Raw genomic sequence first — 17,752 nt, 5'->3', positions numbered from 1 at the left:
CTGATTTATCCAATGCGTTCACCCAATGCCATGTGTTCTTCCCTGTTATCGATCTGTCCGTCGCGCAAGTACAGCACATGCTCGCCCAGGATGCGCGCATCTTCCGGATCATGGGTGATCAGGATCATGGGCACGTCCAGGCGCTGCTGCCACTGGCTCAGTTCCAGGCGCATTTTGACACGCAGGGCCGGATCGAGGGCGGCGAACGGCTCGTCGAGCAGCAACGCGGCCGGTTCCGCCACGAGCGCCCTCGCCAGCGCCACCCTTTGGCGCTGGCCTCCGGACAACTCGTCGGGAAACTGGTGCGCCAGTTCCTGCAAGTGGAATGCATCGAGCCAATGCTCGACCCTCTGCAATTTTTCGCGCGCACGCGGATTGAACCAGCCGCGCGCCAGGCCGAAGCCCACGTTCTGGCGCACCGTCAGGTGCGGGAACAGCGCGTAGTCCTGGAACAGGTAGGCGACATTGCGCTGCTGCGGCGGCAAGTTGATGCCGGCGGCCGAATCGAACAGGGTACGCCCGTTCAGGCGGATATGGCCCGCGTCCGGTGTAAACAGTCCGGCAATGGCTTTGAGGGTCATGCTCTTGCCGGCGCCGGACGGGCCATACATGGCGATGCGCTGGCTGCCTGAGGTGCATTGCACGTGCAGGTCGAAACGGCGTTTGCCGGAGCGCAAGGTAGCGCGAATGTCAAGGTCGAGTTGCATGGACGTCATCATAGGCCTCATTTGTGCGCGACGCGCCCGGGCGCCAGGCGGCCAGCCGACAGCAGCACCACGATGCAGACTAGCGAGATAATCACGACCAGCGTATTGGCCACGTCATCCTGGCCCGCCTGCACGGCTTCATACACGGCGACGGATAAAGTCTGCGTCTTGCCGGGAATGCTGCCGGCCACCATCAGGGTGGCGCCGAATTCGCCCAGCGCGCGCACAAAGCCCAGCAGCACGCCGGCCAGGATGCCGCGCCAGGCCAGCGGCAAGGTGACGCGGAAGAAAATCGCCAGCTCCGAAATGCCCAGCACGCGGGCCGCCTGCTCGAGCTGCCCGTCAACCGCTTCGAAGGCGGCGCGCGCGGGCTTGAAGACGAGGGGAAAGGCGACCACCGTGGAAGCGATCACGGCGCCCTGCCACGTAAAGATCAGGTTGATGCCGAAGTTGTCCTGCAGCCAGATGCCCAAGGTGCCGCGCCGACCCAGCAGCACCAGCAGGTAATAGCCGAGCACGGTGGGCGGCATCACCATTGGCAAGGTCAACAGGGCGTCGAGCAGCTCGCGCCCGGGAAAACGCGTGCGCGCCAGCAGATAGCCCGTACCGATGCCGAACAGCAAATTGAGCGCCGTGGCCCAGGCCGCAACTTTCAGCGACAGGGCCAGCGCGGTCCAGGCGATATCCATGCGGGCGCGGTGGCGTTAGGGTTTCTTGAAGCCGTACTTGGCCAGGATGGCTTGCGCCGGCGCCGTTTGCAGGTAGCTGACGAAGCGCTTCGCTTCGGCGGCATTGCCGCTGCCCTTGATGGTGGCGATCGGGTACAGCACGGGCGCGTCGAGCGGCACGTCCAGCACCACGTTCACCTTGTCTTTCATGATGGCCGCGTCGGTGGCGTAGACAAAGCCCGCATCGACTTCGCCGCGCGCCACATAGTCGAGCGACTGGCGCACGTTTTGCGTGCCGATGGCTTTCGGCTGCACGGCTTCCCACAGCTTCGCCTTCTTCAGCGCGCCTTCCGAATAGCGGCCGACGGGCACGCTGGCCGGGTTGGCGATGGCCACGCGGGTCACGCCCTTGTGCGTCAGGTCGGCCAAAGCTTTGATGCCCAGCTTGCTATCGTGCGGCACGATCAGCACCAGGCTGTTGCCGACGAAGTCCATGCGGTCGACCGGCAATACCAGGCCCTGCTTTTGCGCCGCATCCATGGTTTCCTGGTCGGCAGAGGCAAACACGTCGACGGGCGCGCCCTTGACGATCTGCTGCAGCAGCACGCCCGAGGCGGCAAAGTTCAGGGACACCTTGCTGCCCGGATACTGCGCCTCGTAGCTTTGCGCCGCATCCTTGAACGCGTTCGTCAGGCTGGCCGCGGCCGACACGACCACTTCGCCGGCAAGGGCGGAGGTAGCGGCAGTGGCGAGCAGGGTGACGCCAAGCAGGCGGGCGAGGGAGGTGAGGCGCAAGGTGAGGCACATGAGCGTATCCTGAATGAGAAAAGAACCAGGTCCGTAATATACACCGATATATAGCGTTCTGCCATTGCACAGATCAAGCCGGTACCAGGCCGATTCCCTGATATACTGTATATAAACACAGTATATCGAGGTGCACCATGGAATTGACGGACAAGCTGGAAATCCTGGCCGACGCGGCCAAGTACGATGCGTCCTGCGCCAGCAGCGGTGCGCCGAAGCGCGATTCCATCGGCAAGGACGGCTTTGGCGCCGCCTCGGGCATGGGCATTTGCCACAGCTACACGCCGGACGGGCGCTGCGTCTCGCTGCTGAAGGTACTGCTGACCAATTACTGCCTGTACGATTGCCAGTACTGCGTCAACCGCCGTACCTCGAACGTGCCGCGCGCGCGCTTCACGGTGGCCGAAGTGGTGAAATTGACCAGCGACTTTTACCTGCGCAACTACATCGACGGCCTGTTCCTCAGTTCCGGCATCATCCAGTCGGCCGACTACACGATGGAGCAACTGGTGCAGGTGGCGCGCGAGTTGCGCGAGGTGCACCAGTTCCGCGGCTACATCCACCTGAAAACCATCCCCGACGCCGATCCGGCCCTGGTCGCGCAGGCGGGCCGCTATGCCGACCGGCTCAGCGTCAACATCGAATTGCCGACCCAGGACAGCGTGCAGAAGCTGGCGCCGGAAAAGAGCGTGCACACGATCAAGCTGGCCATGGGCGCCATCCGCCGCAAGCTCGATGAAAAGGCCGAAGAACCGCGCTCGCCGCGCTTCGCGCCGGCCGGGCAAAGCACGCAGATGATCGTCGGCGCCGACGCCAGCGACGACCAGCAGATCCTCGCCACGGCCGAGACCCTGTACGGCAGCTATAAACTCAAGCGCGTGTACTACTCGGCCTTCAGCCCCATCCCCGACAGCCCGAAAAGCGTGCCGCTGGCGCCGCCGCCGATGCTGCGCGAACACCGGCTGTACCAGGCCGATTTCTTGCTGCGCAGCTATGGTTTCCAGGCCAGCGAACTGCTGCCCGCCAGCGGCGGCAACCTGGCGCTCGACATCGATCCGAAACTGGCGTGGGCGCTGGCGCACCGCGAACATTTTCCGCTGGACTTGAACCGCGCGGCGCAGCACATGATCGCGCGCGTGCCCGGCATCGGCCTGCGTAACGCGCAGCGCATCGTCGACCTGCGCCGTTTGCGGCAAGTGCGCTATGCCGACCTGTCGCGCCTGCGCTGCAGCATGAAAAAGATTGCCCCCTTCATCATCACGGCCGACTACTTTCCCGCACGCGACACCACCGCCTCCGAACACTTGCGCCGCGCCATGGCGGACGCACCGCAGCAATTGAACTTATGGCCGGAGCTGCAGGCAGCATGAGTACGTTCGTGCGGCTGGCGCAATCGTTCGACGCGTGGCGCGCGGCCGCGCGCGAACTGATCGCGCGCGGCGTGCCGCCTGCCGACGTGGCCTGGCAATCGCAGCCCGGCGACGGCGACCTGTTTTCCTCCACGCCAGAGGCCACGGATACCGGCGCGCCACCGCTGCGCCTGCCCCGCCAGTTGGTGGAACTGCTGGAGAGCGCCGCCTGTTTCAACGTGCATGACCGCTGGGCCTTCCTGTACCAGGTGCTGTGGCGCTGGCAGCAGGGCCAGCACGACGTGGTGTCCCCGGCCGACGCGGACGGCGCGCGCCTGCACGCCATGGTCAAGGCCGTGCACCGCGAGGAGCACGACATGCATGCCTACGTGCGCTTCCGCGAGCGGCCCGAAAGTGACGGCGCGCCCCGTTTTGTCGCCTGGTTCGAGCCCACGCACGCGGTGCTGCCGCAGGTGGCGCGCCACTTCGCGCGCCGCATGGGAAAGGCCAGCTGGATGATCGCCACGCCCGGCGCCAGCATGCTGTGGGATGGCGCCACCTTGCACGCGGGACCGGCCCTGCTGCGTGGCGCGGCAGACATCGACGATGCAGGCGAAGCGCTGTGGCTGACGTACTACCGCAGCATCTTCAACCCCGCGCGCGTGAATGCCGACTTGCTGCACAGCCATATTCCCTCGCGTTTCTGGAAAAATTTACCCGAAGGCGCCATCGTGCCCGCCATGCTGAGCGGCGCGGCCAACGGCGAGCGGCGCACGGGCCAGACGGCCAGCGTGGGACAGCGGCAGGGCGCCGCCATGATCCCGATCAGCGCAGAGCGGGCCCAGCCGATGCGCGAGGTAGCGACTACCCTGGACCAGTGCCGACGCTGCGCGCTGTGGCAGCACGCCACGCAAGCGGTGCCCGGAACAGGCCCGCACACCGCCCGCATCATGCTCGTCGGTGAACAACCGGGCGACCAGGAAGACCTGGCCGGACTGCCGTTCGTCGGCCCGGCCGGTGCGCTGCTGGACCAGGCCATGCGGGAAGCGGGCCTGGCGCGCGACAGCATCTATCTGACCAATGCCGTCAAGCATTTCAAGTGGGAACCGCGCGGCAAGCGCCGCCTGCACAAGACGCCTGCGCAGCGCGAAATCCTCGCCTGTCATGGCTGGCTGGAAGAAGAGATTGAACGTGGCAAACCACAGGTGATCGTGGCGCTGGGCAGCACGGCATTGAAATCCGTGCTGCAAGATGGCGCGGCCAGCATGACGCCGCTGATCGGCACGCCCATCCAGCATGCGGAGCGCTGGGTGGTGACCGTGTATCACCCGTCATATGTGCTGCGCGCACGGGACGAAGAGAGCCGGCGCCAGGCCTACGCGGTGATTGTCGATGGCTTGCGGCAGGCGCTGCGGCTACTGCAGGAGCCGCATCACGGCGTCGCCGCCGGCACTTCCTGCGCCTCATCGCGCCGCGCATAGCGCTGCGCAATCACGGCGCAGATCATCAATTGAATCTGGTGGAACAGCATCAGCGGCAAAATCACCATGCCCAGCGAGTGCGTGGCGAACAAGACCTTGGCCATCGGTACGCCGCTGGCCAGGCTTTTCTTCGAGCCGCAAAAGACGATGGCGATCTCATCTTCCTTGTTAAAACCCAGGCGGCGGCTGATGAACGTCATCAGGCCCAGGACCAGGGCCAGCAGCACGATGCTGAACACGCCCAGGGCGACCAGGGTTTCCACCGAGATCGTGTGCCACAGGCCTTCGCTGACGGCTTCGCTGAAGGCCGTGTAGACCACCAGCAAAATGGAACCCTGGTCGACGAATTTCAGCATGGCCTTGTGGCGGTCGACCCAGCGGCCTATCCAGCGGCGCAGGAACTGGCCGGCCAGGAAGGGCAGCAGCAATTGCATGACAATCGACACTACCGCGTCGACCGACGACTTGCTTTCCGCGCCTTTCGCCACCAGCAAACCCACGAGGATGGGAGCAAGGAAGATGCCGATGAAATTCGAGGCCGAAGCGCTGCAGATGGCGGCTGGCACATTGCCGCGCGCCATGGCCGTCAGCGCGATCGACGATTGCACGGTCGACGGCAAGGCGCACAGGAACAGGATGCCCACGTACAGCTCGGGCGTGAGGAAGGTCAGCGCCAGCGGCCGCAGGGCCAGGCCCAGCAGGGGGAACAAAATAAACGTGCTGGCCAGCACCAGCAAATGCAGGCGCCAGTGCATGACGCCGGCCACCACGGCTTCGCGCGAGAGCTTGGCGCCATGCAGGAAGAACAGGGCGCCGATGGCAACAGTGGTGATATTGCCGAAGACCACGGCCGTCTGGCCCGTGCAGGGCAGGAAGCTGGCCAGCGCCACGGTGACGAGCAGGGCGATGGTGAAGTTGTCGGGTTTCAGATTGCGCAGCAGGGCGGCGGAAGAAAAAGAAGACATGCGGTAGCCTGGTAGCGGCCCAGCCTTGCAACACTGCGCCATGGATGACAAAAAGCGCCGGAATCGGCGCCAGTGCTGGCTATTCTAACCCTATCGCCGGACTACCTGCCTGGAAGCAAGCGTGGCTTGTGGACACAATGGCACAAAAAAAATGCCCTGTCCGCAGACAGGGCAACCCGGAGTAAAGTACAGCGCGAGGGATTAACCGGCGGCTTTGACTTTCAGCTCGTTCTTGATTTCTTTCACGCCGCTCACGGAAGCGACGATCTGCACGACGCGGTCACCCGCTTCGGCGCTCGGCACGTCGCCCGACAGGACGACCACACCTTGCTGGGTTGCTACCTTGACTGGCAGGGCAGCGGCTTGCGCATCGGCGCTCAGGGCGGCCTTGGCCGAGGAAGTGATGGTTTCATCAGGGACGGCAGCGGCGGCGTTGGCGGCCACGACGGTGTCAGCAGGAGCTTGTGCTTTTGGGGCGGAGTCAGCTGCATGCGAAGCGGTGATCGAGGCGCCCGACAGTACGATAGCGGCGACCAGGGTATTGAACAGTTTCGATGTTTGCATGGTAGTTCCTCTCAATGAAGTTAAAAGCTTCTTACTTGGATAAAGCAACACTTTGAAGCGTCACATCTACCCATACAGCAAGCACCGTGCCAGCTTTTAAATTTCATTCAAAATCAACGACTTACATGCAAACTCGATTTTTCCAGGCTGTTTCCGCCGGATCTGGCCCGAAAAACGGGGCTTTTTGTCGCCTGTCAGCGACAGAATGTGGCAACAATATCAATGTTTCAGGCTAAGCCGCTGATTTTTAACGCTTTATTTTTGTCGCTAATCAGCGACAGGGTCGCCGTCGGCCCGGAACAGGGCCGGCGTCAGCTCGTATTTCTGCAGTAAACGGTAGAACTCCGTACGGTTGCGGTCAGCCAGGCGGGCAGCGTCGGCCACGTTGCCGTCCGTCAGGCGCAGCAGCTGGATCAGGTAGTCGCGCTCGAAGCGCTGCTTGGCTTCGTTATAGCTGAGCGCTTCCAGCGACGGCACGCGCAAGGCCCGTTGCACCAGCGACAAGGGCACCAGCGGCGCCGTGGCCAGCGCGCATACTTGCTCGACGACATTGACCAGCTGGCGCACGTTGCCGGGCCATGGCGCCGCCACCAGCGCCGTCAAGGCGTCGGGCGCGAAGCCGTTCAGGGTTTTTTGGTACTTGGCGGCCAGTTTCTGCAGAAAATGGTTTGCCAGCAAGGCGATGTCTTCGCGGCGCTCGGCCAGCGGCGGCAAGGTCAAGGTCACCACGTTGAGGCGGTAATACAGGTCTTCGCGGAATTGCCCTTCCACCATGGCCACATCGAGGTCGCGGTGCGTGGCGGACAATAAGCGCACGTCGACGGGCCGCGTCTGGTCGGCGCCCACGGGCCGCACGGCCCGCTCCTGCAGTACGCGCAGCAATTTGACTTGCAGCGGCAGCGGCATGTCGCCGATCTCGTCCAGAAACAGGGTGCCCCCATCGGCCGCCTGAAATAAACCTTCGCGGTTGCCCACGGCGCCCGTAAACGAGCCTTTCACGTGGCCGAACAGTTCCGATTCCAGCAGTTGTTCGGGAATCGCGCCGCAGTTGACGGCGATGAACGGCGCCTTGGCGCGGCGGCTGGCGTTGTGCAGCGCGCGCGCCAGCAATTCCTTCCCCGTGCCGCTGGGGCCGCGGATCAGGATGCTGGCGTCGGACCCCGCTACCAGCTTGGCTTCGGCCAGCAGCTCGGCCATCTGCGCACTGCGGCTGATCAGTTCGGCACGCCAGCTTTCGTCGCCGGACGCGGGCGCCGGCATGACGGTGGACAAGTTGATGGCGTACGCCACCTTTTCCATCAAGAGCTTGCCGTCGAACGGCTTCGTCAGATACGCAAACGCGCCGCGCGCCGTCGCGTCGACGGCGTCGGGAATGGTGCCGTGCGCGGTCAGCAAAATGACGGGCAGGGCCGCGTGCTGGCGGCGGATCTCATCGAACAGGGCCAGGCCGTCGCGGCCCGGCAATTGCACGTCGGTAATGACCAGGGCCGGCAATTCCACGGCCAGGCGCGCCAGCGCCGCTTCCGCGCTGCCCACGGCCGTCACGCGGTAGTTGCCCGCCTTCAAGCGGATGGTCAGCAAACGCAACAGGTCGGGGTCGTCGTCGACCAATAAAATGTGGGCGTGCTCGCTCATTTCGCCGCTCCCGCGGCAGGGCGCACGGACAGGCTGCGCTCGATGTTTTTCAGTGCCTCGAGTTTTTCATTGAGCAAGTCGATGCGGCGCTGCGCGTCGCGCAACTGCGTGTTGAGCTTGTCGATAATCTCTTCCTGGCGGCGCAGTTCCGCGTACTGGCTGCCGAGCAATTGCGCCAGCGGCGCCAGCAGCTGCGCATCCTTGCCCGTGGCCGTGGCCAGCGGTTCCAGCAACGCTTGCGCGCGGGCCAGATCGCCGGGGCCGCGCACGGTCGCCTGCAGCATGGCGCGGCGTAGCGTGTTGTGCGGCGCATGATCGGCTTTCGCCAGGTCCAGCTGCGCTTTCGCCAGTTCCGACGGCGTCATCAGGCGCAAGGCACTCTGATACGCGAGCAGTTCGGCCAGCTGGGGGTCGGCCACGACCACCACGCGCGGCGGCGTCTGCACCAGCACGGGCGTCTGGGTGGGGGGCTTGGCGGCGCAAGCGCCCAACAGCAGCGCACAGGCGGCCATGCCGGCCAGGGAAGTTCTCGTCATCATAAGGGCAGTTCTATCCGAAAATGCGCGCCAGCCTGGCGCGGTAAAAGAGTGACGCTGCCATCGTGGGCGGCGATATATTCGCGCACGATGGACAGGCCGATGCCATTGCCGTTGCGCGCGCCGGCCGCCTGGCGCACTCCCTGGTAAAACGGTTCAAAAATGCGCGCGGCATCCTCGGGCGCCACGCCGGCGCCCTCGTCGATGCAATCGATGCGCACACGGCCGCCTTCGCAAGACAAGCTGAAGCGTACAGTGCCGCCTTCCGGGCTGAAGCGCACGGCATTCGACAGCAGGTTCGCCAGGGCGGTGGCCAGCTTGTCGCGGTCGGCCTGCACGATCAGGGATTCGCCCTGCACCTCGACCGTCAAACGGCGCGCCAGCCATTGCAGGCGCTGCGCGGCCACCACATCTTGCAGCAAGACCAGCAAGTCGACCTTGCTGTGCGCCAGATGCTGGGCGTCAAAAGCGGCGGTATTGTAGCGCAGCAAGTCTTCGATCTGGGTTTGCAGCGAGGCCGTGTTTTGCTGCAGGATGCCGGCGATTTCGCGCTGGCTGTCGCTGAGCTTGCCGGCCACCTCGTCTTCCAGCAAGGCCACGCCTTCGCGCAGGGCCGCCAGCGGAGTTTTCAGCTCATGCGAGATGTGGCGCAAAAAACGTTCCTTGTCGGCATCGAGGTCCGCCAGGCGCTGGCGCAGCCAGTCCAGCTGCTGGCCCAGGCGGCGCGTGTCGGCCGGGCCGCCGACGACGATGGGCTGGTCGTAGCGCTTCTCGCCCAGGCGCTCGATGGCCGTCTCGATGCGGCGCAGCGGGCGCGAGAGTAAAAAACCGAAGCAGGTGGCCAGCACGGCCGCCAGCAGCACGGCGCCGCCCACCAGCAGGCCCAGCAGGCGGCGCTGGCGCTCCAGCTCGGCCAGCAGGGCGTCATTGCGGCTGCCGATTTCCGTCTTGCTTTCGCGCGCCAGGCTGTCATTGATCTGCGCCATGCGGGCAAACGCGCGGTACACGACGGCGTGGCCATCGCGCTTGCGGCGTTTTCCAGCTTGCAAGACTTCCCACGCCGATTGCGCCTGCGCCGTCCATTCGTCGGCCAGCTGAGGAGCGAACTCGGGCGTGGCGCGGTTCAGCACTTGCAGTGCCGCCGTCGCTTCCTCGCGGGCCGCCGCGTAGCGCTCGCGGAACACGGGGTCGTCCAGCACGAGGAACTGGCGCGCGCTGCGCTCCATGGCCAGGGTGCGCTCGGACAGGCGCTGCGACTGTTCCGTCAGGGCGATCGCCTGCGCCGCCGTCTCGCGCCCCAGCCGGGCCAGGTGCTCCAGGGTCAGCAGGGCTTGCACGGAAGTAGCCGTCAAGATACCCGTCGTCAAAATGAAGGCGGCAAATAACAGTTGGCGAAAGGAAAGTCGGGACAAGGTAGGCGCCTTCGGTTCAGTCTGGAGTGCAAAAGGCGCATGGTACGCTAAGCCCCCATCCCGGGGCGCCACCTGTCCAAAAATAGTTTATTTTGCAACATTGTTGCTTTTCCGGCGAACAAGCAAGGCCCGGCGGCGGCGCACGAATACTCCTAGTACAATAGGGAAAAACTTCACGCAGGCATCAAAGTAGCCCACGGCCCTGGCATTGCGCCACTTTGCCCCCACATGTGATGCAGCCCCACCGACACTCCGAATCACCTACCGAAGAGATCCCATACCGCATGAGCACATTTGAAAAAGTCAGCAGCAACTTCATTCCAGTCTTGCAGGCAACCATCGAGCAATATGTCGAGCCAGCAACGGGCATGCGCCATATCCACATGCATACCGAGCAGGCTGAGATGGTGTTCCTGGTGGCCTTTCCCACTGTGCCGGAAGTGAGCGACGGACGCGCCCACATCCTCGAACACCTGGCCCTGTGCGGTTCGTCGCGCTACCCGGTGCGCGACCCGTTCTTCTCGATGCTGCGCCGCTCGACGGCCACCTTCATGAATGCGATGACCTATCCGGACCGCACCGTGTATCCGTTCGCCAGCACCGACCGCAAGGATTTCTTCAACCTGCTCGACGTGTACCTCGATGCGGCCTTCTTCCCGAATCTCGATTACCTGAATTTCCGCCAGGAAGGCTGGCGCCATGCCTTCGAAGGCGACAAGCTCGTGTACCAGGGCATCGTCTTCAATGAAATGAAGGGCGCCTTCAACAGCCCCATGCGCGCACTCGACAGCGGCATCGCCAGCGCCTTGCTCAAGGGCACGACGTATGAAGTGGAATCGGGCGGCGATCCGCTGAATATCCCCGAGCTGACGCATGCCATGCTGAAAGAATTCCACGCCAGTCACTACCATCCTTCGCAAGCCGTGATCATGACCTCCGGCAATATCGAAGCGTCGGCCGTGCAGGAGCAGGTCGCCGAGCGCGTGCTGTCCAAGCTCAGCGGCTTTAGCCCGCGCCGCCTGCCGCAGCTGGCGCCCGCGTGGACGGCACCGCAGGAAAACATCGTCAAGATTCCGTCGCAGGAAGCGCGCGACGATGAATTCGGCCTGCAATTTGCCTGGCTGATGGGCGAATCGAGCGACCCCATCGCCTACTACCACGCGCATTTGCTGTCGCACGGCTTGCTGGGCGAATCGTCGGCGCCCGTCATGCGCGCCATGGAATCGGCCGGCTATGGCCGCCCATCGGACATGAATGGCCGCGACGCGGGCATCCGCCAGATGGTGTTCCACATCGGCATGGAAGGTTTGACGCAGGAACAGATCGCCGATGCGCACCAGCGCATCTGGACGGCCTTGGAAGAAACGGCGGAAGAGGGCATACCCGCCGCCGTGCTGCACGCGGCCTTGCGCGACATCAAATACAGCCAGCGCGAAATCAGCAGCGGCCGCATGCCTTACGGCCTGGGCCGTTTGCTGCACGCCTTGCCGCTGGCCATGTACGACGGCAACGTGATGGATGCCTTCGACAATGCGGCCATCCTGGAAACCCTGGAACAGCAGATCGACGACCCGGCCTTCTTCAAGCAGCTGGTACGCGAGCTGATCGCCAACCCGACCCGTTTGACGACGCACGTGGTGCCCGACAGCGCCTATTTTACGGACCGCGCCGCGCAGGAAGACGCCAAACTGGCGGCCCTGCAGGCAAAGCTGACGGATGCCGAGCGCGAACACATCGTGGCCGAGTCCGCCGCGCTGGAAGCGCATCAGCAACTGCCGTCGAATTCGGAAGTGCTGCCGCGCATCCGCCCGGGCGACGTCAGCGCCGCGCCGCGCCCGGCCCTGCCGATTCCACCGGCCGTCGATGGCGCCGTGGCGTTCAGCATTGCCTCGAACGGCATCAGCTATGCCAATGTGCTGTACGACGTATCGGGCTTGCCGGAAGCGTCGTGGCCCTGGCTGCGCCTGTACACGGACCTGGCGCCGGAACTGGGCGTGGGCGACATGTCGTTCGATGACGCCAGCGCCTGGCGCCAGAGCATGGTGCCGTCGTTCCACATCGGCCTGGAAGCCATCCCGCGCCCGCAGCAAGCGATGCGCGTGGAATTGTCGTTCTCGGCCAGCGGCTTGCGCGAAGAACACGCGGCCATCGCCGCCGTGCTGTCGGCCTGGATCGCCAAGCCACGCTTCGATGAAGAAGAGCGCCTGGCCTTCCTGATCGAAAGCCTGGTGCAGGACAAACTCTCCAGCCTGGCCGAATCGGGCAACCGCTACGCCATGCTGGCGTCGGCGGCCCCGCTGTCGCCAACGCGCCGCTTCGACGACATCGTCGGCGGCCCGGCAGCTTTGCCGTTCTACCGCCGTTTGCAGCAGTTGAGCAAGACGTCGGCAGGCTTGCAGGAAATCGCGCGCGAACTCGACACCCTGCATGCGCACATCATCGCCCAGCCGCCGACCGTGCTGTGCGCGGGCCTGGAGCAGGATGGCATCACCCTGGCACGTCTGCTCGAGTTGCCAGCGGCCAGCAAAGATGCGGCCGCGCCAGCCGTTGCCGCCGCTCCGGCTGCCTTGCCACTGGCCAACACGGCCCTGCATGCGACGAGCCAGATCAACCATTGCTTCGTTTCCTGGGCCGTGCCAGGCGTACACAATCCGGACGCTGCGGCCCTGGCCGTGGCCGCCGAGCTGATGACCAACCAGGTGCTGCATACGGCCCTGCGCGAAAAAGGCGGCGCGTATGGCGGCAGCGCCAGCTACGCGGCCGGCGCCGGCACGTTCACGCTGAGCTCCTACCGCGATCCGCGCCTGGCCGGCACGTTCGCCGACTTCGGCACGACGCTCGACCAGATCCTCGACGGCGATTTCTCGCAAGAGCAGGTGGAAGAAGCGATCATCTGCGTCATCAAGGGCCTCGACAAGCCGCACTCGCCGTACGCGGAAGCGCTGACGGCGTGGAACATGCAGCAGCGGGGCACGACGGAAGCCGTGCGCCAGCAGTTCCGTACCGGCGTGCTCAATTGCACCCTGGCGCAGATCAAGGACGTCACGCGCACCTGGCTGAAAAACGGCCAGCAAAGCCGCGCCGCGTTTGCGGGCAATACGACGCAAGACCTGGCCGGCCTGGACGTGGTCGATTTGCTGGCGCTGGCTTCCTAAGCTGGCCGGAGACGTCGGATTACGCGCGGCTTTGCCGCGCTAATCCGACCTACCCGATCTGCCTGAGCCGTAGCGTAGGTCGGATTAGCGGCGGCACGCCGCGTAATCCGACACCACCACCGATCAGCCAGGTACGGCGCCTGCTTCCATGTACATCAATTCCCACTGATGCCCATCGGGGTCCTGGAAACTGTGGCCATACATGAAGCCGAAATCGATCGGCTCCTTGTAGATGCTGCCGCCCGCCTGGACGGCTTTTGCCACCAGCGCATCGACTTCGCCCCGGCTCTCGGCCGACAAACACACGAGCACTTCCGTCGCCACCTTGGTATCGCACAGCTGCTTGGGCGTGAATTGCTTGAATTTGTCGTGCGTCAACAGCATCACGAAGATATCGTCGGCAACGATCATGCACGTCGCCGTTTCATCCGTGAAATGGGCATTGAAACTGAAGCCCAGCGCCGTGAAAAACGCCACGGAGCGTTCCAGCGACTGGACGGGCAGATTGACAAAGATTTTGCGGGCCATCATGTCTCCTTGTGGGTCGTAGTTATGGATGCTGCCCGCCGATTCTACACCGGCTTTTTACGCGCCCGCGCGGCCCACGGTCTTCGGCGCATAGCCGAAATAGCGGCTGAAGGCGGCACTGAAATTGGCCGGGTGACGGTAGCCCGTTTGCCAGCCCGCCTGCGCCACCTGGCAACCATTTTCCAGCAGTAACTTTGCCCGCTGCATGCGCAGCGCCAGCAGGGTGCGCTGGGGGCTGTCGTTGTAGCGGTAGCGCCATCCCTGCTTGAGCTTGAACAAACTCAAGCCCGCTTGCGCGCACAGGTAATCGAGCGTGAGTGCCTGCGCCATCTGCTCCTGCATCAGCGCGTAGACGCGTTCCAATTTGACGATGTCGGCCTCGGACCAGCGCGGTACAAGAACGGGCGCAGGCCGCAGTCCCCGCAGCTGTTCCGCCAGGATACTGAGCACGCTGATATGCACGGCCAGCGGGTCCGTCGCGCGCAGCAGCGAGCGGGCGTGCAGGGTAGCGGCCGCCGTGGTGGCCGCATGCGCCAGCTGGCGCGCGCCGCCGTGGGGCAGCAGAGATGCCAATCCCTCCGGCCAGTAGCGCGCCAGCGCGTCTTCATCGACCAGCACGCGCAACTGCGCCGCCCGTTGATGCGCCTCGAAACGGCGCTCGCCGCTGACGTGGCGAAACACCGTCATCGTCGTATGGCCGCCCTGGAAGCGCAATTGTTCGCCATCGCGCGTGGCGTAGGCGGACGCGCCTTCCAGGCCGATGGTGATCACCATGCCGCCCCCGTCGTCATGCTGCGATTGCTCGACGAGCGCAAGCCGTGGCCGGTAGTCGGAATGCACGAGCAGCAAACCCTGGTCGACCTGGCGCTGGTCGGCGCGGCACTCTTTCAACCCCGGGTCCAGCTGGCGCCGCGTCCAGCCTGCCGCTTCCCTCTCCTGTCCCCTCATCGCTCCTCCCCGTTTTCCCGCGCGCCGTCCCGCATACGAAATACGCCGCCGCGCATACAAATGCAAATGATAATTATTCTCATTGTTGCATAAAATGATGCTGATGCCCACCTCGCCGAAAGGAAGATCATGTCATTCGATACGCAACACGCCTTGCAACCGTACTGGGACCTGGCCGTCGCGCCCGTCCAGGCCGATGGACTGGCCGCCGCCCTGGAACTGGGTATTTTCGAGGTGCTGGCAACGCCGCACACGCCGGCGCAACTGGCGGACGTCCTGTCGCTACATGGGCCGCACACGGCCTTGCTGCTGGAATTGCTTTGGAGCATGCAGGTGCTGGAGCGCGATGGGGCCGATGCGGATACGGATGCGAACGCACTACGCTACCGCTGCACGGCCACCACCTTGCAGTATTTCTGCCGCGACGCTGTTGCCTTTTGCGGCGACGCCTGGCTGTACCGGCTGCACGCGCTGCGCCATTTCGCCACGCAGCTCAACACCTTGGTGCGCGACGGCGGAAAAGTAACGCCATACAGCACGGCGAGCGGGGTCAACTGGGCCGCCGCCGCGCAGCAGCAGATCGGCCAGGAGCAGCGCGCCGTCACCATGCGCGCCGCCCTGTGCGTGATGCAGCGCGTCGCCCCGTTTGCGGACGGCAACACGCCGCTACGGCTGCTCGACGCGGGCGGCGGTCCCGGCTGGGTGGCCATTGCGCTGGCGCAAGCCCATGCGGGCGTGCACGGCTGCGTTTTCGACTGGCCGGAAACGGTGGCCGTGGCGGCCGCGAACATCGCCCATGCCCAGCTATCCGACCGCCTGGAGACCCTGGGCGGCGACCTGGACAGCGACGATATCGGCGGCGGCTACGACCTCATCTGGTGCTCGTCCGTGCTGCATTTCGTGCCCGACATGGCGGCTGCCTTGCGCAAGATGCAGGCGGCCTTGAAGCCCGGTGGCGTGCTCGTCTGCGTGCAGGCGGAAATCGCGGCGGCGCCGGGCGACGCGGCGCGGGTGCTGCCGTATTACTTGCCGATGCGCATGCTGGGCCGCACGGTGACACGGCACGGTGAATTGGCGCAGCTGCTGCGCGACACGGGCTGGCGGCAAGTGGAGCAATACGGCGCCAGCGATTTTCCCATGGCGCCCGTGCAGGTGCTGATTGTTCGTGCCTAACAATTACCATTTGGTAATTATCTTTTTTATAGCAAAAAAGGACGCAAATGCGCTAAGCTGTGCCGGCATTGATCGATGTCATCCGCAGCACTGTGCTGCCTTCACAAGGAACCCATCATGAGTCAAGCTATTGCAGGGAAAGTCGTCCTCATCACCGGTGCCAGCAGCGGCCTGGGCGAAGCCACCGCGCGCCATCTGGCCGCGTTGGGCGCCTGCGTCGTGCTCGGTGCGCGCCGCATGGATTTGCTTAATACCATCGCCGAGGAAATCACGGCCGCCGGCGGCCAGGCCGCCATTGCCCAGACCGACGTCACTCAGGCGGGCGACCTGAAACGCCTGGTCGACACGGCCCTGGCCGTGTTCGGCAAAGTCGATGTGATGATCAACAATGCGGGGCTGATGGCCATCGCGCCGATGAGCGCCTTGCAAGTCGACGAGTGGAACAACATGATCGATATCAACATCAAAGGCGTGTTGAACGGCATCGCCGCCGTCCTGCCATACTTCCAGGCGCAAAACAGCGGCCACTTCATCAATATCTCGTCGGTGGCGGGGCTAAAAGTCTTCAGCCCGGGCGGTACCGTCTACAGCGGCACCAAGTTTGCCGTCAGCGCCATTTCGGAAGGCTTGCGCCACGAGCTGGCGGCCAGCGGCGGCACCATCCGCACCACCGTCATTGCGCCGGGCGCCGTCGACACGGAATTGAGCCAGGGCAGCAGCCACGCCGAGAGCGCCAAGGCCGTCAAGGAGTTCTACCAGATCGCCATTCCCGCCGATGCCGTGGCGCGCGCCATCGCGTATGCGATCGAGCAGCCGGCCGACGTGGCTATCAATGAGATCGTGCTGCGCCCGACGGCGCAGGCATTTTAAGCGGCATCCTGTTGCAGCGATTCGATGATCAAGCCGGCCAGGCGCTCGACGGGCGGCCTGGACACGCTTGAGGCGCGCAGCAATTCCAGCGACAGCGGAGGCAGGGCGGGCAAGCCCGCTTCCACGTGATCGAGCGCGCGCACGGTCGAGGGCAAGCCCAGGCCCGTGCGCACCGTCACGCCCAGCCCGGCCGCCGCCGCCGCCCACAGTCCCGCCAGGCTGGGACTGGTAAACGCCGTGCGCCAGGCGATGCCGGCCCCGTCGAGCGCCTGCGTGGCGCAGCGCTGGAACAGGCATTCGCGGTCGAACGTAATGAGCGGCAAAGGCTCGCCCGACTCGGGGCGCCAGGCCAGACTGGAGGAGGCGATCCAGCGCATGGACGGTTCGGCAATATGCTGGCGCTGCTGCTGCGGATATTCGGCCACGTCAGCGATGCAGGCGCCGCCCCACAGCAGGGCCAGGTCCAGCTGGCCCATTGCCAGCCCTTCCATCAAGGCCGTGTTGCGCGCCACGTGCGCCTCGATGCGCACTTTCGGATGCGCGCGGGCAAAACGCCCCAGCACGTCGGGCAGCAAGGCTTCGCCAAAATCCTCCTGCAAGCCCAGCCGGATCCACCCTTCCAGCTCCGCGCCGCGCAAGGCGACGGCTGCCTCATCGTTGAGTTCCAGCAGACGGCGCGCATAGCCGAGCAGCACGTCGCCGGCCGGCGTCAGCGCCAGGCCCCGGCCATCCTTGCGGAACAGGGGCATGCCCGCCTGCTCCTCGAGTTTTTTCAGCTGCGCGCTGACGGCCGAGGTGGAGCGGCCCACCTTGTCGGCCGCGCGGGCAAAGCTGCCCAGCTCGATGCCAGCCACATAGCTGCGCAGAAAGGCGATGTCGAAATTAAGCAGGCTCATGGCGTGGAAGCAATCGTCCGGTTTTTTGGGATGGTACAGCGTAAATTATCTGATATTC

16 protein-coding genes are annotated in these 17,752 nt (G+C 64.6%); 5 read left to right on the top strand and 11 right to left on the bottom strand.

The window, feature by feature from the left end:
- Window positions 1–5 precede the first annotated feature (5 nt).
- From IGS60_RS11555 to modA, 3 genes are read right to left on the bottom strand one after another with little or no spacing between them, the layout of a single operon-like run.
- Window positions 6–707: an ABC transporter ATP-binding protein gene (locus IGS60_RS11555; protein ID WP_121671254.1), complete on the bottom strand. Its 702-nt coding sequence runs from the start codon at window positions 705–707 to the stop codon at window positions 6–8.
- A 17-nt stretch (window positions 708–724) separates the two neighbouring features.
- Window positions 725–1,396, bottom strand: a complete 672-nt coding sequence (gene modB, locus IGS60_RS11550; protein ID WP_070312679.1) for a molybdate ABC transporter permease subunit — start codon at window positions 1,394–1,396, stop codon at window positions 725–727.
- 15 nt (window positions 1,397–1,411) lie between these two features.
- The gene (gene modA / locus IGS60_RS11545; RefSeq protein ID WP_230504427.1) at window positions 1,412–2,182 is read right to left on the bottom strand and encodes a molybdate ABC transporter substrate-binding protein; all 771 of its coding nucleotides are present in this window, start codon (window positions 2,180–2,182) and stop codon (window positions 1,412–1,414) included.
- Between the two features lie 137 nt (window positions 2,183–2,319).
- Here modA and IGS60_RS11540 point away from each other — a divergent pair, with 137 nt between their 5' ends.
- Both IGS60_RS11540 and IGS60_RS11535 read left to right on the top strand, forming a co-directional pair.
- Window positions 2,320–3,552, top strand: a complete 1,233-nt coding sequence (locus tag IGS60_RS11540) for a putative DNA modification/repair radical SAM protein (RefSeq protein ID WP_230504425.1) — start codon at window positions 2,320–2,322, stop codon at window positions 3,550–3,552.
- On the top strand, window positions 3,549–5,012 hold the full coding sequence (locus tag IGS60_RS11535; protein ID WP_230504423.1) for a UdgX family uracil-DNA binding protein: 1,464 nt from the start codon (window positions 3,549–3,551) through the stop codon (window positions 5,010–5,012). The genes IGS60_RS11540 and IGS60_RS11535 overlap by 4 nt, the downstream gene beginning before the upstream one ends.
- Here the strand turns inward: IGS60_RS11535 and IGS60_RS11530 are convergent.
- From IGS60_RS11530 to IGS60_RS11510, 5 genes are all read right to left on the bottom strand, one after another.
- Window positions 4,964–5,977, bottom strand: coding sequence for a bile acid:sodium symporter family protein (locus tag IGS60_RS11530; protein ID WP_230504421.1), 1,014 nt, complete (start codon window positions 5,975–5,977; stop codon window positions 4,964–4,966). The two genes, IGS60_RS11535 and IGS60_RS11530, sit on opposite strands and share 49 nt — an antisense overlap.
- A 201-nt stretch (window positions 5,978–6,178) precedes the next feature.
- Window positions 6,179–6,541, bottom strand: a complete 363-nt coding sequence (locus IGS60_RS11525; protein ID WP_034752546.1) for a BON domain-containing protein — start codon at window positions 6,539–6,541, stop codon at window positions 6,179–6,181.
- A 267-nt stretch (window positions 6,542–6,808) separates the two neighbouring features.
- Window positions 6,809–8,176, bottom strand: coding sequence for a sigma 54-interacting transcriptional regulator (locus tag IGS60_RS11520; RefSeq protein ID WP_230504419.1), 1,368 nt, complete (start codon window positions 8,174–8,176; stop codon window positions 6,809–6,811).
- Window positions 8,173–8,715 (bottom strand): hypothetical protein, encoded by a 543-nt coding sequence (locus IGS60_RS11515; RefSeq protein ID WP_230504416.1) that lies wholly within the window; start codon window positions 8,713–8,715, stop codon window positions 8,173–8,175. The genes IGS60_RS11520 and IGS60_RS11515 overlap by 4 nt, the downstream gene beginning before the upstream one ends.
- Window positions 8,712–10,124: an ATP-binding protein gene (locus tag IGS60_RS11510; RefSeq protein ID WP_230504414.1), complete on the bottom strand. Its 1,413-nt coding sequence runs from the start codon at window positions 10,122–10,124 to the stop codon at window positions 8,712–8,714. The genes IGS60_RS11515 and IGS60_RS11510 overlap by 4 nt, the downstream gene beginning before the upstream one ends.
- Before the next feature lie 284 nt (window positions 10,125–10,408).
- Between IGS60_RS11510 and IGS60_RS11505 the strand changes: the two genes are divergently transcribed.
- Window positions 10,409–13,279: an insulinase family protein gene (locus tag IGS60_RS11505; RefSeq protein ID WP_230504412.1), complete on the top strand. Its 2,871-nt coding sequence runs from the start codon at window positions 10,409–10,411 to the stop codon at window positions 13,277–13,279.
- Between the two features lie 123 nt (window positions 13,280–13,402).
- Here the strand turns inward: IGS60_RS11505 and IGS60_RS11500 are convergent, their stop codons facing one another.
- Both IGS60_RS11500 and IGS60_RS11495 read right to left on the bottom strand, forming a co-directional pair.
- Window positions 13,403–13,807, bottom strand: a complete 405-nt coding sequence (locus IGS60_RS11500) for a VOC family protein (protein WP_070223284.1) — start codon at window positions 13,805–13,807, stop codon at window positions 13,403–13,405.
- 57 nt (window positions 13,808–13,864) lie between these two features.
- A complete protein-coding gene (locus IGS60_RS11495) occupies window positions 13,865–14,755 on the bottom strand; it encodes an AraC family transcriptional regulator (protein ID WP_121670768.1) in 891 nt (296 codons plus the stop codon).
- A gap of 129 nt (window positions 14,756–14,884) precedes the next feature.
- Here IGS60_RS11495 and IGS60_RS11490 point away from each other — a divergent pair, with 129 nt between their 5' ends.
- Together IGS60_RS11490 and IGS60_RS11485 are read left to right on the top strand one after the other, a co-directional pair.
- A complete protein-coding gene (locus IGS60_RS11490; protein ID WP_230504410.1) occupies window positions 14,885–15,928 on the top strand; it encodes a methyltransferase domain-containing protein in 1,044 nt (347 codons plus the stop codon).
- A 117-nt stretch (window positions 15,929–16,045) separates the two neighbouring features.
- Window positions 16,046–16,798 carry an SDR family oxidoreductase gene (locus tag IGS60_RS11485; protein WP_230504408.1) on the top strand — a complete coding sequence of 251 codons (753 nt, stop codon included), beginning with the start codon at window positions 16,046–16,048 and terminating at the stop codon, window positions 16,796–16,798.
- On the opposite strand, the gene IGS60_RS11480 is transcribed toward IGS60_RS11485, so the two are convergent.
- The gene (locus tag IGS60_RS11480) at window positions 16,795–17,694 is read right to left on the bottom strand and encodes a LysR substrate-binding domain-containing protein (protein WP_070223293.1); all 900 of its coding nucleotides are present in this window, start codon (window positions 17,692–17,694) and stop codon (window positions 16,795–16,797) included. The two genes, IGS60_RS11485 and IGS60_RS11480, sit on opposite strands and share 4 nt — an antisense overlap.
- Window positions 17,695–17,752: the final 58 nt, after the last annotated feature.

The organism is Janthinobacterium sp. FW305-128, assembly GCF_020858135.1.
Taxonomy (GTDB): domain Bacteria; phylum Pseudomonadota; class Gammaproteobacteria; order Burkholderiales; family Burkholderiaceae_D; genus Janthinobacterium.
Note: the sequence above shows the minus strand (reverse complement) of the source record. Positions and strands in the feature narration are given on the sequence as shown.

Coding starts and splice junctions, on each gene's coding strand:
- IGS60_RS11555 (WP_121671254.1), bottom strand. CDS start 707: ATGCAACTCGACCTTGACATTCGCGCTACCTTGCGCTCCGGCAAACGC.
- modB (WP_070312679.1), bottom strand. CDS start 1,396: ATGGATATCGCCTGGACCGCGCTGGCCCTGTCGCTGAAAGTTGCGGCC.
- modA (WP_230504427.1), bottom strand. CDS start 2,182: ATGTGCCTCACCTTGCGCCTCACCTCCCTCGCCCGCCTGCTTGGCGTC.
- IGS60_RS11540 (WP_230504425.1), top strand. CDS start 2,320: ATGGAATTGACGGACAAGCTGGAAATCCTGGCCGACGCGGCCAAGTAC.
- IGS60_RS11535 (WP_230504423.1), top strand. CDS start 3,549: ATGAGTACGTTCGTGCGGCTGGCGCAATCGTTCGACGCGTGGCGCGCG.
- IGS60_RS11530 (WP_230504421.1), bottom strand. CDS start 5,977: ATGTCTTCTTTTTCTTCCGCCGCCCTGCTGCGCAATCTGAAACCCGAC.
- IGS60_RS11525 (WP_034752546.1), bottom strand. CDS start 6,541: ATGCAAACATCGAAACTGTTCAATACCCTGGTCGCCGCTATCGTACTG.
- IGS60_RS11520 (WP_230504419.1), bottom strand. CDS start 8,176: ATGAGCGAGCACGCCCACATTTTATTGGTCGACGACGACCCCGACCTG.
- IGS60_RS11515 (WP_230504416.1), bottom strand. CDS start 8,715: ATGATGACGAGAACTTCCCTGGCCGGCATGGCCGCCTGTGCGCTGCTG.
- IGS60_RS11505 (WP_230504412.1), top strand. CDS start 10,409: ATGAGCACATTTGAAAAAGTCAGCAGCAACTTCATTCCAGTCTTGCAG.
- IGS60_RS11500 (WP_070223284.1), bottom strand. CDS start 13,807: ATGGCCCGCAAAATCTTTGTCAATCTGCCCGTCCAGTCGCTGGAACGC.
- IGS60_RS11495 (WP_121670768.1), bottom strand. CDS start 14,755: ATGAGGGGACAGGAGAGGGAAGCGGCAGGCTGGACGCGGCGCCAGCTG.
- IGS60_RS11490 (WP_230504410.1), top strand. CDS start 14,885: ATGTCATTCGATACGCAACACGCCTTGCAACCGTACTGGGACCTGGCC.
- IGS60_RS11485 (WP_230504408.1), top strand. CDS start 16,046: ATGAGTCAAGCTATTGCAGGGAAAGTCGTCCTCATCACCGGTGCCAGC.
- IGS60_RS11480 (WP_070223293.1), bottom strand. CDS start 17,694: ATGAGCCTGCTTAATTTCGACATCGCCTTTCTGCGCAGCTATGTGGCT.